This is a genomic window from Calidithermus terrae (genome assembly GCF_003574345.1).
GTDB classification, from domain to species: Bacteria; Deinococcota; Deinococci; order Deinococcales; family Thermaceae; genus Calidithermus; species Calidithermus chliarophilus.
On the sequence record NZ_QXDL01000119.1, the window covers coordinates 1 to 12,782 of the forward strand.

Annotated in this window: 19 protein-coding genes; 6 read left to right on the forward strand and 13 right to left on the reverse strand. The window is 67.1% G+C overall.

What is annotated here, in order from left to right:
• Nucleotides 1-123: 123 nt before the first annotated feature.
• Both argC and Mterra_RS13405 read right to left on the reverse strand, forming a co-directional pair.
• Entirely contained in the window at nucleotides 124-1,161 is a 1,038-nt protein-coding gene (gene argC, locus Mterra_RS13400; protein ID WP_119315640.1) for an N-acetyl-gamma-glutamyl-phosphate reductase, read from the reverse strand.
• A gap of 50 nt (nucleotides 1,162-1,211) precedes the next feature.
• Nucleotides 1,212-1,709 (reverse strand): DUF488 domain-containing protein, encoded by a 498-nt coding sequence (locus Mterra_RS13405; protein WP_119315641.1) that lies wholly within the window; start codon nucleotides 1,707-1,709, stop codon nucleotides 1,212-1,214.
• A gap of 49 nt (nucleotides 1,710-1,758) precedes the next feature.
• Between Mterra_RS13405 and Mterra_RS13410 the strand changes: the two genes are divergently transcribed.
• Nucleotides 1,759-2,328 carry an endonuclease dU gene (locus Mterra_RS13410; protein WP_119315642.1) on the forward strand — a complete coding sequence of 190 codons (570 nt, stop codon included), beginning with the start codon at nucleotides 1,759-1,761 and terminating at the stop codon, nucleotides 2,326-2,328.
• A 14-nt stretch (nucleotides 2,329-2,342) separates the two neighbouring features.
• Here Mterra_RS13410 and Mterra_RS13415 read toward each other — a convergent pair whose 3' ends face one another.
• The 7 genes from Mterra_RS13415 to Mterra_RS13445 form a co-directional block, all read right to left on the reverse strand.
• Nucleotides 2,343-2,993 carry an NYN domain-containing protein gene (locus tag Mterra_RS13415; protein WP_119315643.1) on the reverse strand — a complete coding sequence of 217 codons (651 nt, stop codon included), beginning with the start codon at nucleotides 2,991-2,993 and terminating at the stop codon, nucleotides 2,343-2,345.
• A 125-nt stretch (nucleotides 2,994-3,118) separates the two neighbouring features.
• Entirely contained in the window at nucleotides 3,119-3,964 is an 846-nt protein-coding gene (lysX, locus tag Mterra_RS13420) for a lysine biosynthesis protein LysX (protein ID WP_119315644.1), read from the reverse strand.
• Nucleotides 3,965-4,059: 95 nt separating this feature from the next.
• Nucleotides 4,060-4,224, reverse strand: a complete 165-nt coding sequence (gene lysW / locus Mterra_RS13425) for a lysine biosynthesis protein LysW (protein ID WP_027891235.1) — start codon at nucleotides 4,222-4,224, stop codon at nucleotides 4,060-4,062.
• A 54-nt stretch (nucleotides 4,225-4,278) separates the two neighbouring features.
• On the reverse strand, nucleotides 4,279-4,587 hold the full coding sequence (locus Mterra_RS13430; RefSeq protein WP_027891236.1) for a TFIIB-type zinc ribbon-containing protein: 309 nt from the start codon (nucleotides 4,585-4,587) through the stop codon (nucleotides 4,279-4,281).
• 22 nt (nucleotides 4,588-4,609) lie between these two features.
• Nucleotides 4,610-5,110 (reverse strand): LeuD/DmdB family oxidoreductase small subunit, encoded by a 501-nt coding sequence (locus Mterra_RS13435; RefSeq protein ID WP_119315645.1) that lies wholly within the window; start codon nucleotides 5,108-5,110, stop codon nucleotides 4,610-4,612.
• 45 nt (nucleotides 5,111-5,155) lie between these two features.
• Nucleotides 5,156-5,692 carry a DinB family protein gene (locus Mterra_RS13440; RefSeq protein ID WP_170159666.1) on the reverse strand — a complete coding sequence of 179 codons (537 nt, stop codon included), beginning with the start codon at nucleotides 5,690-5,692 and terminating at the stop codon, nucleotides 5,156-5,158.
• An 11-nt stretch (nucleotides 5,693-5,703) separates the two neighbouring features.
• Nucleotides 5,704-6,966: a 3-isopropylmalate dehydratase large subunit gene (locus tag Mterra_RS13445; RefSeq protein WP_119315647.1), complete on the reverse strand. Its 1,263-nt coding sequence runs from the start codon at nucleotides 6,964-6,966 to the stop codon at nucleotides 5,704-5,706.
• Between the two features lie 22 nt (nucleotides 6,967-6,988).
• On the opposite strand from Mterra_RS13445, the gene Mterra_RS13450 reads away from it, so the two are divergent.
• Nucleotides 6,989-7,219, forward strand: a complete 231-nt coding sequence (locus tag Mterra_RS13450) for a type II toxin-antitoxin system HicB family antitoxin (protein WP_119315648.1) — start codon at nucleotides 6,989-6,991, stop codon at nucleotides 7,217-7,219.
• Nucleotides 7,220-7,334: 115 nt separating this feature from the next.
• Here the strand turns inward: Mterra_RS13450 and Mterra_RS13460 are convergent, their stop codons facing one another.
• The 3 genes from Mterra_RS13460 to Mterra_RS13470 form a co-directional block, all read right to left on the reverse strand.
• Nucleotides 7,335-8,576: a LeuA family protein gene (locus tag Mterra_RS13460; protein WP_119315649.1), complete on the reverse strand. Its 1,242-nt coding sequence runs from the start codon at nucleotides 8,574-8,576 to the stop codon at nucleotides 7,335-7,337.
• A gap of 177 nt (nucleotides 8,577-8,753) precedes the next feature.
• Nucleotides 8,754-9,269 carry a Uma2 family endonuclease gene (locus Mterra_RS13465; protein WP_119315650.1) on the reverse strand — a complete coding sequence of 172 codons (516 nt, stop codon included), beginning with the start codon at nucleotides 9,267-9,269 and terminating at the stop codon, nucleotides 8,754-8,756.
• Between the two features lie 131 nt (nucleotides 9,270-9,400).
• Nucleotides 9,401-9,829: a CBS domain-containing protein gene (locus Mterra_RS13470; RefSeq protein ID WP_245971629.1), complete on the reverse strand. Its 429-nt coding sequence runs from the start codon at nucleotides 9,827-9,829 to the stop codon at nucleotides 9,401-9,403.
• Between the two features lie 104 nt (nucleotides 9,830-9,933).
• On the opposite strand from Mterra_RS13470, the gene Mterra_RS13475 reads away from it, so the two are divergent.
• The 4 genes from Mterra_RS13475 to Mterra_RS13490 all read left to right on the forward strand — a co-directional run bounded on the left by Mterra_RS13475 (nucleotide 9,934) and on the right by Mterra_RS13490 (nucleotide 12,653).
• Nucleotides 9,934-10,563, forward strand: a complete 630-nt coding sequence (locus Mterra_RS13475; protein ID WP_119315652.1) for a ribonuclease HII — start codon at nucleotides 9,934-9,936, stop codon at nucleotides 10,561-10,563.
• A 28-nt stretch (nucleotides 10,564-10,591) separates the two neighbouring features.
• A complete protein-coding gene (locus Mterra_RS13480) occupies nucleotides 10,592-11,110 on the forward strand; it encodes a DUF4384 domain-containing protein (RefSeq protein ID WP_119315653.1) in 519 nt (172 codons plus the stop codon).
• A gap of 95 nt (nucleotides 11,111-11,205) precedes the next feature.
• Complete coding sequence (locus Mterra_RS13485; protein ID WP_119315654.1) at nucleotides 11,206-11,520, forward strand: transposase; 315 nt, start codon at nucleotides 11,206-11,208, stop codon at nucleotides 11,518-11,520.
• 8 nt (nucleotides 11,521-11,528) lie between these two features.
• The gene (locus Mterra_RS13490) at nucleotides 11,529-12,653 is read left to right on the forward strand and encodes an RNA-guided endonuclease InsQ/TnpB family protein (protein WP_119315655.1); all 1,125 of its coding nucleotides are present in this window, start codon (nucleotides 11,529-11,531) and stop codon (nucleotides 12,651-12,653) included.
• A gap of 9 nt (nucleotides 12,654-12,662) precedes the next feature.
• Here the strand turns inward: Mterra_RS13490 and Mterra_RS23455 are convergent.
• A partial coding sequence (locus tag Mterra_RS23455) for an IS4 family transposase (protein WP_147372510.1) occupies nucleotides 12,663-12,782 on the reverse strand: 120 nt, incomplete at its 5' end.

The following is a 12,782-nucleotide window of genomic DNA, read 5'->3' on the forward strand; positions in this document are numbered from 1 at the left end:
CCCTTAGCAAGGGGGGCTGGGGGGATAAACCCTCCCCGCCGGCGGGAGGGCCGGGGGGGGTAACCAGACGCCACTAGCCACAAGCTGATGGCTGACGGCTGACCGCCGATAGCTGACCGCTTTTCAAGGATGCAACCCCGTGAACTCCAGCCCGGTCGTCTCCGGCCAGCCCATGCGCACGTTGAGCGACTGGATGGCGTGGCCGGCGGTGCCCTTGACCAGGTTGTCGATGGCGCTGATGACCACCAGGCGGCCGGTGTCCTCCTCGAGCTCGAAGCCGACGTCGCAGTAGTTGGTGCCCTCCACCACGGCCGGGTCGGGGTAGCGGTGGATGCCCTTGCGCACCTTGACCATGCGGATGAAGGGCTCGGCGCCGTAGACGTTGCGGTAGGCCTGCCACACGTCGCGCTCGCTCCAGCCGTCCTGCAGGAAGGTCTGGGCGGTCATGAGGATGCCGCGCACCCGGTCGGTGGCGACGGCGGTGAGGTAGAGCTCGGGCTTGCCGGGGAGGTTCTCGAGGACCTCGGCGGTGTGGCGGTGCCCGGTGGGCTTGTACGCCCGGATGGAGCCCGCGCGCTCGGGGTGGTGCGAGGCCAGGCTGGGCTCGGCCCCGGCGGCGCTGGTCGAGATCATGACGGTGGCGAAGATGGGCTTGGGGGCCAGCACCCCCTCCCGGATGAGGGGGTAGAGCCCCAGCAGGATGGCGGTGGCGTTGCAGCCGCAGCAGGCGATGCGGTCGGCGCTCTTCAGGGCCTCGCGGTGCAGCTCGGGGTTGCCGTAGACCCACTGCCCCACCAGGTCGGGGCGGGGGTGCTCCTCGCCGTAGTACTTGCGGTAGAGCTCGAGGTTCTTGAGCCGGAAGTCGGCGGAGAGGTCGAGGATGACGGGCGCGAGGCCTTTGTACTTGTCGAACTCCTTGGCCGCGACGCCGTGCGGCATGGAGAGCACCAGCACGTCGCAGGGCTCGAGCGCGGCGGGGTCGGAGAACTTGAGGTTGGTGCGCCCGCGCAGGTTGGGGTGGACCAGGTTCACCGGGTCGCCCAGGTAGCGCCTCGAGGTCACCTGCTTGACCTCGAGGCCGGGGTGCCCCAGCGCCAGCCGCAAGAACTCGCCCCCGGCGTAGCCGGAGCCCCCCACGATGGAAACGGTCTTTTTCTCCATTGGCATCCCCAAAATCAAGGCAACAGCATATCCGATGCCGGGGCCTTTGGCTACCACAGGCCCGGCGGCGGGTCGAACCGGGCCAGCTCCGCCTCGGCCTGCGCCGACCCGTCCTTGCGGATGTGGTAAATCTCCGCCGCCAGCGCCGGGTTTTCCCCGGTGAGGGCCTTCACCACCAGCAGCCGGCGGTGGCAGCGGTTGGGGTCCTCCTCGCTGCACAGCACGGCGACCCGGCGCCCGGAAGCGAGCTTTTTCAGCGCCTCGAGCCCCTCCCCGAACGCCGCCGACGCCGCCATCCTCGCGTAGTCCGGGCGGCCCGCCGCGTCGCGGAGCGCGGGGTCTTGGGGCCTGCCGCCGAGCCCGGGAAGCCACACGTAGGCGATGCCGTGCTCCGCGAGGAGCCGCTCCAGCTCCCGCTTGCGGAAGTGGGGGGAGAACCTCGAGACCGGCTGCGAGCGCACGTCGGCCACCGCTTCGATGCCGTGCTGCCGCAGCAGCTCGAGGAATTTCCCGGCGCTGTGGTTGGAGTGACCGAGGGTATAGAGCATGCCCGGCCCCAGCCTACTCGGGCGTGTGCTATCGTCCAGGCAGTCTCCCATGAAGCCCTCCAAACTCTCCCACGCCGTCGGCTTCGACGACTTCCCCTTCCCCCGCGAGCACCGGGGCGACGTGAGCGTGGTGGGGGCGGTGTACGCCGGGGCGCGCCTCGAGGGCGTCCTGCGCGGGGAAATCCGCCGCGACGGGCGCAACAGCACCGAGGTCCTGGCCCGGCTGGTGCTGCGTTCGAAGTTCAACGCCAGCCTGCAGCTCGTCTTCCTGCAGGGCATCGCATTGGCCGGGTTCAACGTGGTGGACATCCACCGGCTCTCCGAGACCTTGGAGCGCCCCGTGCTGGTGGTGACCCGCCGGATGCCCGGCCTCGAGGCCATCCGCGAAGCGCTGTTGGGCAAGGTGCCGGGCGGCAGGCGCAAGTGGGCCCTCATCGAGAAAGCGGGCATCCCCGAGCCCGTGGCCGGGGTCTACGTGCAGCGGGCCGGGCTGAGCCTCGAGCAGGCCGAGCGGGCCCTCCGGCGCTTCGCCCTTCACTCCAACATCCCCGAGCCCCTGCGCACGGCCCACCTGATCGCGGGGGGAATCGCCAGCGGGCAGAGCCGGGCGCGGCCTTGAAAGGCCATGTGCATCTACCAAGAGGATGGCTTTTGGATAAAGCCGCCTTTGCCATCTGGTAGAGCGTCGGGGAATTGGGCCTTGCCCAATTCCGCCAGTGGCAGTTGTTTGCATTGATGCGCCACACTACGTAGCTCCCTGGCCGCTCCTCGAGGATTGCGCTTGACGGTTCCGTTAGGAAGAACGACATCCCGATAAGGCAGGTAGACAACGATGCGTATTTGGGGAAACCTCTGGCGTATTAGCTTCAAGGCAGGCACCAAATCCGAATCCGCCGACACCAAGATCAACCGATCACAGGCTTGTTGATAGGCGTCATCAAGCATCCTCAAGGCAATGTTTACGTCTGTTCCCTTTTCCTCAAAAGCCGAGAACCTACGATCCCCTGTATAGGAGCAAGAAGAAACACCACATCGAATGCGCTTGCTCTTGAAAAGTCCAAACTCGGTATGAACTATGGGCGTAGTTGATAGAGCAGACAAATACGCTGCCTGATCGCTTTTACCCTTGACCCTGGCCGTGAAGTATTGAATTCTCCGGATACAGTCATTTGGGCGAATCCGCTTGAAATACGCTTCCAAGTCGAGCCACTTGTGCGGGCTACCTTTCAAAGCTCCGTAGTAGAGGTTGAAGCCGTCGACATACACGATGCTATCACCAGGCATGGCGTGATTATAAAAAACGGGCAGCCTGCGGGCTGCCCAACCGGCTTACACCGGGGAGTCGTGGGAATATTATCCGACAGGGTTGATTTCCTGTCAACAAATATCAAACATTGCCCTCCAGGGCTTCACGTCTTGCCCAGGCTCCAGGCGTACTCGAGGATCTTCCCCGGGATGTCCACGCCCGTCGTGCTCACCGAGTTCTTGAACTCCATGGTGTGGTTGACCTCGTTGACCAACAGCCCCCGCTCGCTCTCGAAGAGGTCGATGGCGACCACGCCCCCGCCCACCGCCTTGGCGGCCCGCACGGCCACGTCGGCGAGCTCGGGCGTTACCGGGCAATTCGAAGCCTTGCCGCCGCGGGCGGTGTTGGTGATCCAGTGCTCGCTCGAGCGGTAGATCGCCGCGATGCAGGCCTCGCCCACCACGAAGGCCCGGATGTCGCGGCCCCCCTTGTCCACGAGCTCCTGGACGTAGTAGAGCTGGTGCTGGTAGCCGCCCAAAACCTCCTTATGCTCCAAGACGGTCTCGGCGGCGTCGCGGTCGTTGATCTTCGAGAGCAGGCGGCCCCAGCTCCCCACCACCGGCTTCATCACGACGGGGTAGCCCATCGCCTCGATGAGCTTGAGGGCCTCCTCGCCCTCGGTGGCGAGCGCGGTGCGGGGCTGCGGCACGCCGTGGGCCTCCAGGGCGCAGCTCGTGGCCCACTTGTCGCCGCAGACCTCGATCACCTCGGGCCGGTTGACCACCGGGATGCCCAGGCTGGTGAGGTAGCGGCTCACCGCCAGGCCCTTGCTCTGGCTCACCAGGCGCTCGACGGCGGTGGTGACGCCCTCGAGCTCGGCCGGGCGAGACCCCAGCCGCATGGGGAGCTGCTTGGCGTAGATCTTCTTGAAGGGGATGCCCAAGGCCTCGGCGGCCTTGAAGAGCATCTCCTCGTCGGGGCGGATGCGGTCGTAGAGGATGGCTAGCATAGTCGTGTCGGGGGTCAAGGGTCGAGGGTCGAGGGTCGAGGGCGCGGGGCTGAACCCCTGGCCCCCGGCCCTCGGCTCCCGGCGGCGCGCGGCGCCTACTCCCCCCAGTCCTCGGCTTCCTCGGGGGCGGCCTCGAGCTTGAGCGGGTCGAGGCCGGTGACCTCGAGCTCGGCCCCGCAGGTGTCGCAGACGACCAGCTCGCCCAGTTCGGGGTTATCCAGTTCGATAGGGCTTCCGCATTCGACGCATTCGGCTGTCATGGTTTTTCCTCCTTCGCGTTTGGTTTATTGCTATAGCTTCGCAGCTATGAGCGACTAGGCCTCTTCCTCTTCCTCGACCTCCGACCAGTCGGGGGTGAAGGCGTAGCCGCACTCGGGGCAGGTCACGGGCTCGCCCTCCTCCTCGACCTCGATGGGGGTGCCGCAGCGGGGGCAGTCAACGAAGAAGGCGTCCTCGCCGCCCTCCACCACGACCACCTCCAGCGGCTCCAGCGATAGGAACTCCAGCGCCGCGCCGCAGTTCTCGCACTCCATCACGTCGCCTTCCACCAGCTCGTCGTACTCCTCGGCGGGGATGTACAGCGGGTCGTTGCAGGCGGGGCATACGATCTCGATCTCGTCCATGGCAACCTCCAGTCCCCCCAGTCTAAGGGCGCCCCTCCCCCGGGAAGCGGCCGTACTTGCGGTAGTACTCGAGGATGCTGCCCTCCTTGAGGGCCTCGAGCAGGAAGCCGGGCGGGGGGGTGAGCCGGAAGGTCTCGCCCCCCCGGCGCAGCACGCCGCGCTCGAACTCCAGCTCCACCTCGTCGCCGTCGTGCAGGGCGTCCACCACCTCGGGGGCCTCGAAGGGCATGATGCCCAGGTTGACCAGGTTGCGGTAGAAGATGCGGGCGTAGCTCTTGGCGATGATCGCCCGCAGGCCCAGGCGCTTGAGCGCCTCGGGGGCGTACTCGCGCGAGGAGCCCAGCCCGGTGTTGCGCCCCGCCACCAGGACGTCGCCGGGCTTGTAGCCCTGGGCGAATTCGGGGCGGAAGTGGGCGAAGGCGTAGGTGTGGAACTTGTCCTCGCCCACCATGAAGGGGGCGTACTTGCCCGGCAGGATGTCGTCGGTGTTGACGGAGTCGCCGAATTTCCAGATTCGTGCCATCGGGTTCCTCTCCTTAGGGCGCGAGGCCTCGCGCCCTTGCACACGTCACTTCCACTTGCGGGGCTCCCAGTAGTCGGGGTGCTCCACCGCGAAGACCTCGGGCACCTCCCGGTCCAGGAGCCGCGCGATAGCGTAAAGCTCGCCCCGGTGGTGGACCTCGTCCTGGTAGGCGTGCTGCACGAGCAGCCAGCCGCGCATCCCCTCGTGCCAGGGGTTGTCGGGGCGGAAGCCCTCGAGCCGCTCCTCGCCCGCCGATTCGGCCCACGAGCGGACCAGGCCCTGAACGCTCACCAGCCAGCCGCGCAGCGCTTCCTTCGAGCCCATGACCCGGGCGCGGTGGGCGTTCCAGTTCGCGTCGGGCTCGCCGGGCTCGGGCTCCCAGCGCCCCAACAGGGCCCCGCGGCAGGCGTAGAACTGGTGCCCGCCGATGTGGTGGAAGAGCTCGCCCACGCTGCGCCAGTCCTCCACCAGGCGGTAATTCAGGTCGTGCTCGGTGAAGCTCTCCAGCAGCTTGAGCGTGACCAGGCGCACCCCGTCCCAGTGCTCGAGGAAGCGTTCCAGCGTGGTGTAAGGCGTAGACAAGGCCATCTCCTTCAGGCGTTGGGCGTCGGGCGCTCGGCGTTCAGCGCCTCCGGCGTGGTGATGAACCCGGCCACCGCGCTCGCCGCCGCCACCCTCGGAGAAGCCAGGTAGATCTCGGCGTCGGCGGCGCCCATGCGGCCCTTGAAGTTGCGGTTGGACGTGCTGACGCAGACCTCCCCCGGAGCCAATACCCCCTGGTGGCGGCCCATGCAGGGCCCGCAACCCGGCGTCCCCAGCGTGGCCCCGGCCTGCAGGATGGTGAGGAGCGTGCCGTCGGCGGTGGCCTCCTCGAGCACCTGCGAACTGGCCGGGATCACCAGCATCCGCACGCCGGGCGCGACCCTGCGCCCGCGCAGCACCTCGGCCACCTCGTGCAGGTCGTCGAGGCGCCCGTTGGTGCAGGTGCCCACGAAGACCTGGTCCACCTTCTTGCCCATCACCGAGTCCACCGTCTGCACGTTGTCCACGTAGAAGGGCACCGAGACGCGCGGGGTCAGGGCCGAGAGGTCGATCTCGACCTCGCGCACGTAGGCGGCGTCCGGGTCGGGGTAGAGCCAGCCGGGCACGTCGTAGAGCTCCAGGATCTCGCCGCTGGGCACCACCAGCCCGCACTTGGCCCCGGCCTCCACGCTGAGGTTGGCTAGGGTCAGGCGCTGGCTGCGGGTGAGGGACTCGGCGCCGTCCTCGAGGTGGATCTCCACGCTCATGTACGTCGCCCCGTCGGCGGTGAGGACCCGGACCATCTCGAGCGCCGCGTCCTTCGCGCTCACCGCAGGGTTCAGCCGGCCCCGGAAGGTCACCTTCACGCTCTCGGGCACCCGCAGCCAGGTGCGGCCCGAGGCCGCCGCCAGCGCGATGTCGGTGGCCCCCATCCCGCTGCCGAAGCAGGCCACGCCGCCGTAGGTGGTGGAGTGGGAGTCCGAGCCCAGCACGATCCCGCCGGGCAGGGCCAGCCGCTCCTCGACGAGCACCTGGTGGCAGATGCCGCGCCCGACGTCGAAGACCCGGCAGCCCACCCGCTGTCCCCACTCCCGGATCTCCTTCTGCGCCTTCGCCACCTCCACGTTGGCCGCCGGGGCCACGTGGTCGATGACGATGGCGACCTTCTCGGGGTAGCGGGGCGTGGCCCCGAGCTGCTCGAGCCGCTTGAAGAAGCTCCCGGCGATGGAGTCCACCACCATCACCTGGTCCACCTCCACCACCACCAGCTCACCGGCCCGCACCTCGCGCCCGGCCCGCTGGGAAAGGATTTTTTCGGCTAGGGTTAGGCCCATCTCGACCTCCTAAAATCAGGGTATGAAACGCAGGTACTGGGTACACGTCTACGAAGATCCGGAAGAGCCGGGGGTCTGGCTGGCGGATGTCCCGGCGGTTCCTGGGGTTCATTCCGACGGCGATACCCGTGAGGAAGCCATCGGCAACGTTTTGGCAGCGCTCGAGGGGCTGCTTGACGCGCTGAAACGCCGGGGTCTTCCGATCCCCGAGCCGGATGGGGAGTGGGTAGAGGTGGAAGTGAATGCCGCCTAGGCAAACTACCGCAATCCCCTCTCACAGCGGCGAATTGCCCAAAGGGACCTTCCGGAAAATCCTCAAATACGCCGGGATCCGCGAGGAAGAGTACGGCAATCTCTGACATAACCCCTCAGTCCAGGTTCTCCAAGCGGGCGGTGGGCACTTCCTCCGGCAGCGCGTGCTTGCGGATGCCGTGGGATTGGGCGAGCTCGAGCAGCAGTTCCTCGGGCTTCTTGCTGCGCCCGATCTCGTGGGTGCGGCGCTTGAACTCGTGGGCGATCTCCTTGGCCTGCTCCTTGCTGATCTCGAGCGCCTCGACCTCCTTGAGGTAGTAGTAGATCAGGTTCCAGCCCGACAGCGGCCCCAGCAGGAGCTGGTTCTTGTCCACGCCGAAGTCGTGGAGGTTGTGGGCCTCGTAGACCTTCTTCTCGTTGAGCACGGCCTTCTGGTGGACCCCGGCGGTGTGGGTGCGGTTGGTGAGCGAGACCGGCTCGGTGTAGGGCACCAGGGTGCCCAGGATCGAGGCCATGAGCACGTTGAGGGGGTAGCACTGGCTGAGCTGGTACTGCTCGGCGAGCTCGGGGTGGCGCTTGGAGAGGTTGAAGAGCACCCCCGTCACCGAGGGGATCCCCGAGCGCTCGGCCAGGCCCCAGATCGAGGCGTCCACGTAGCGCACCCCCGCCCGCACGGCGGCGAGCACGTTGGCGAGGGCCAGGCCCCGGTCGTTGTGGAAGTGGCACTCGAGGTCCACGCCCGGGTAGCGCTCGCGCAGCGCGCACACCAGCGCCGTCACGTCCTCCGGCTCGGCCATGCCCACCGTGTCGGGCAGGCCCAGGGTGTCAACGTAGGGGGCGACCGCGTCGTAGAGGCGGAAGAGGTCCTCTTTGGGCGTGCGGAAGGCGTCCTCGGCGCTGAAGCGGAGGTAGAGGCCGGGGTGGCGAGCGCGGGTGCTGCGGATCACCTCGCTCGCCAGCGCGACGGCCTCCTCGAGGCTCTTCTGCGCGTTGTGCCGCTGGGCCAGCGGCGAGACGCCGAGGTAGAGGTTGAGCCCGTTGCAGCCGACCTCGAGCGAGCGCTCGATGTCGTCGGGGTGGCAGCGGCAGTGGGCCAGCAAGCGCAGCTCGCGGCCGGTGAGGGCCTTGGCGTGGGCGATGAGCTCGCGCACGTCGCGCTCCTCGGCCATGCCCACCACGGGCGAGAAGAACTCGACGTGGGTGACGCCCAGCTCGAGCAGGCCCGCCAGGAGCAGTTTCTTCTCCTCGAGGGTGAAGCGGTACTTCTCGGTGTCGAAGAGCAGCGGCGACTGCTGGCCGTCGCGGAAGGTGGTGTCCACGACCTCGATGCGCCTGCTTTGTGCGTGAGCGTTGCCCATGGTCCCCTCGGGTGCTTGCAAAAAAACTCGGCCCGCGCGGTGGGGCGGGCCGGGGTACGCAGTCGCGCGGACTAGCTCAGGCTAGCCCCCCGGCGACTGGTTTTTTTGCACTTAAGATCATCCCGGAAGCAAGGTTATACAAGGTATACCGGCTTGTCAAGATGGCCGGGCGGGCACCTACCACCACTCCAGCCGCTCCCCCATGAACTCCACGGGTTCCCCACTGCGGTAGAGCGTCCTCGAGCGGTAGTTGCGCCCGATGGGCTCCCGGTAAACCTCCAAAACGTCGTCTACGAGATTGAGAATCCAGTATTCAGGGATGCCAGCCTCGGCATACAGCGCTAGCTTGTGTTCGCGGTCGTAGCTCAGGGTGCTGTCGCCGACCTCGACAACGAGCAGAACATCGGCCGGTTCAGCCAGGCGGCTCTCGTAGCGTCCGTCTGGAGGCAGCAGCAACATGAGGTCGGGTTGCAGTTCGGAGGAGGGTGGGATGCGAAGGGGGTTTTGAACCCAGATCACGGCCCGGCCGGCGAACCGAGAAGCCAGCGTGCCGGTCATGCGCCCGACTGCCGCCGCATGCTTTGGTCCAATTGGGCTCATCTCGTAGATCTCCCCCTCGAGCAGCTCGACGCCTTTCACCTCGGCAAACAGCCGCTCGAACTCCTCGACCGAAAAGCGGTATCTGGTTGCCATGATCCCAGTATGTCACGTCGTGACACGCTATATCCCGCGTCCCGCCTCAGCCCGGAAGGGAATCGCGGAGTAAACCCTTGGGACAGCAAAAAGCCGGCTGCCAGGGCAACCGGCTCCAGGCTTCTCGGGGCTCAGTTGGCCCCGGGGTGCACGAAGGCCCGCAGCACGTCGCTCACGGTGACGATGCCCACCAGCTTCTCGCCCGAGACCACGGGCAGCCCGCCCAGCTTGTTCTCCAGCATGGTCTTGGCGGCCTGCTCGAGCGTGGCGCTCTCGTCGATGCTGATCACCGGGTAGCTCATCACCTCGCGCACGGGCAGCTTGGCGACGAGGTAGTTGATCTCCCAGATCGAAAGCGACGTGGCGTCGGAGGGCATGGCCTCCTTGAGGTCGCGGTCGGTGACGATGCCCACCAGTTTGCCGTCCTCCATCACGGGCAGGCGCCGGAAGCCCCCCTGCCGCATGATGAGCGCGGCGTCGGGGACGGTGGTTTCGGGGGTGACGGTGACGGGGTCGGCGGTCATCCACTGCCGGACCGACGTTGTTTTTGTGCTGACCATAAACCCACCTCCTCGGGTTGTAGCCCCTCCATACTGGGCCCTGCGCCCGAGGCGGGCATAGGGTCAAACGCCCCCGGCCCCGGGGCCTCGAGTAGATTGGGGGCGTGGAAATTCCCGAAGCCGACTGGTGGGCCGCCGGGCTCTACGTGGGCGGCGTGGACGAGGCCGGGCGCGGGGCGCTGGCCGGGCCGGTGGTGGCCGCCGCCGTGATCCTGCCGCCCGGCGAGCACCCCTTCCGCGACTCCAAGACCCTCTCGCCCCGGCAGCGCGAGCGCCTCGAGGCCCGCGTGCGGGCCGTGGCCCTGGCCTGGGGGGTGGGCGTGGCCGAGGCCGCCGAGGTCGATGCGCTCGGCGTGCTCAGGGCGACCCACACGGCCGCCGGGCGGGCCCTGCAGCAACTCGCCCTCGCCCCCCAGGCCCTCGTCACCGACTACCTGCACCTGCGAACCGCGCTGCCCCTGCGGGCCCCGGCCAAGGCCGACCGCGACTCCCCCACCGTGGCGGCGGCCAGCATCCTGGCTAAGGTGACCCGCGACCGGCTGATGGCCGAGCTCGACGCGGCCTACCCCCACTACGGCTTCGCCCGGCACAAGGGCTACGGCACCGCCGACCACCTCGAGGCCCTCGCCCGCCACGGCCCCTGCCCCCTGCACCGCCGCAGCTTCGCCCCGGTGGCCCAGGCGGCCCTGTTCCGCACACAAAGCTCAGACAAAAATGACCCGGGGTTAATTTGAGCCGCCTAAGCTGAAATGTGGAGGAATCATGAAGACGCCGTTCCGTATCGCATTCGCGCTGTTGCTGGTGAGCTTGCTCTCGGCCTGTACGCTCTACGTCCGCTCGGCGAGCGTCGGCGTGGGCTTCGGGGTCACCCTCGACCGGGTGATCACCCGCCTCGAGCCCGACCGGGGCACCGGGGCGAGCTACCGGCCCGGCGACCGCATCCGCTTCATCATCACCCTCACCCAGCCCGGCTACGTCACGCTGGTGAGCACCGAGGCCAGCGGCTACAGCAACACCCTGGGCACCTACTACCTCGACGCGGGCACCACCATCCTGCCGCCGCCGGGGCAGGGCGCGGGGTACTACCAGGTGGCCTACGACTCGCCCTACGGCCTCGAGCGCATCCGCGCCATCTACACCAACACCCGGCCCAGCGGCAGCCTCCGCATCGAGGGGCGCTTCAGCAACGACGAGTTCAACAACCAGGTCCGCATCTACTTCGAGCGCAACATCGCCCAGAGCCGCGACGTGGCCGAGTCCTACTTCTACGTCAACCCCTGAGCCCGTGTCCATAGCCCGGCCCCGCGCCTGGGGCCGGGTTTTCGTGTATTTACAAAAAAGTTCGCATTCATCCCACCCCTTTAGGAGGGGGATGAATGCGAACGCGGCGTGGAACGCTGCCACACTTCGATCTCACAACATTTGTGGACCTCGGACTCAAGCACTTCGCGGTGCTCTGCACCGGGGAGAAGGTGGAGCATCCCAGACACCTGGAGAAGCACCTGACACGCCTGAAAGTGCTGCAACGTCGGCTGAGCCGCAAGCAGAAGGGCAGCGCCAACTACCGCAAGGCCAGGTTGAAGGTGGCCCTGCTTCACCCAAACCACCCCCGGAAGCCCCCGACTTCAGCCGTGGGGATGAAGGGGGTGGCGCTCTGCGAGCGCCGAATGGTCGTCAATGTGATATACTGAGTCAAGGTATGTCCCTCCTGTCCGTGAGATGCAGGCTGATACCCGGTGCGAGTACAGCCGAGAAGCTTTCCCGCACGGTGAACCGGTTTGCCAACGCCTGTAACTACGCCTTGCAGGTGGCGCGGCGGGAGAACGCCTGGAACAAGTTCGCCCTTCAGAGGTTGGTGTACCGGGAGCTCCGGGAGCGCTTCGGCCTCAGCGCCAACCTCGCCATCCGCGCCATCGCCCGCGTCGGGAAGCGTAAGGGGCACAGGGCCGGGGGGTTCAAGGCGACCTCGGTTGACTACGACCGGCGCATCTTGTCGGTCGATGTCGAAGCCGAGGTGGTCAGCCTCTCCACCGTGGACGGGCGGGTGAAGGTCCCCATGCGCATCGCCGGGTATCAGCGCCACCTGCTGCGCAGCGCCAGGGGCATCCAGGGCGGGCAGTTGGTCAGGGGCCGCGATAGCTGGTACGTCCACCTGTGGTGCGAGTACGACGACCCGCCCACTCTCGACCCCCAGGGCTTTCTCGGGGTTGACCTGGGCATCGTCAACATCGCCACCGACAGCGACGGGGAAGCCTACTCGGGGTCGCACCTCAACTCGGTTCGGCACCGCCAGCGGAGGCTCAGGAAGAAGTTGCAGAAGAAGGGCACCAAAGGGGCCAAGCGCCGCTTGAAGAAGCTTTCGGGCAAAGAGAAACGTTTTGCCAACCATACCAACCACACGGTCAGCAAGCGCATCGTGGGGAAGGCTCAACGCACCGGGCGCGGCATCGCCATCGAGAACCTCGAAGGCATCCGCAACCGGGTACGGCTCAGGAAGCCTCAACGCTCCACCCTGCATAGCTGGTCGTTCTTCGACCTGGGCCAGAAACTCCGCTACAAGGCCGAACGTGCCGGAGTGCCCCTGGTTCAGGTTGACGCCCGCAACACCTCCCGCACCTGCCCCGCCTGCGGGCACTGCGAGAAGCTCAACCGCGTTTCGCAGGCAAGGTTCGTCTGTCGGTCGTGCGGCCTCGTTGGGAACGCAGACCACTTCGCAGCCGTGAACATCTCCGTTCGCGGCTGGGGCGCTGTAAACCGCCCGTACTCGGGGGAAGCGAGTCGTGTCAGTCTGCATGGCTCTGTCCCTGAAAGCCCCCGGCTTTAGCCCTTGTCATTACCCATAAGTCTTGATTTTACGTGCCAGACGCACACCTTCGACTAGGGTTTGCAGTCTGGCCATCCCCCTCCACAGGGTGAGCCAGCCCGGCATCCCGTCCCCCTTGCGGCCCTGGTG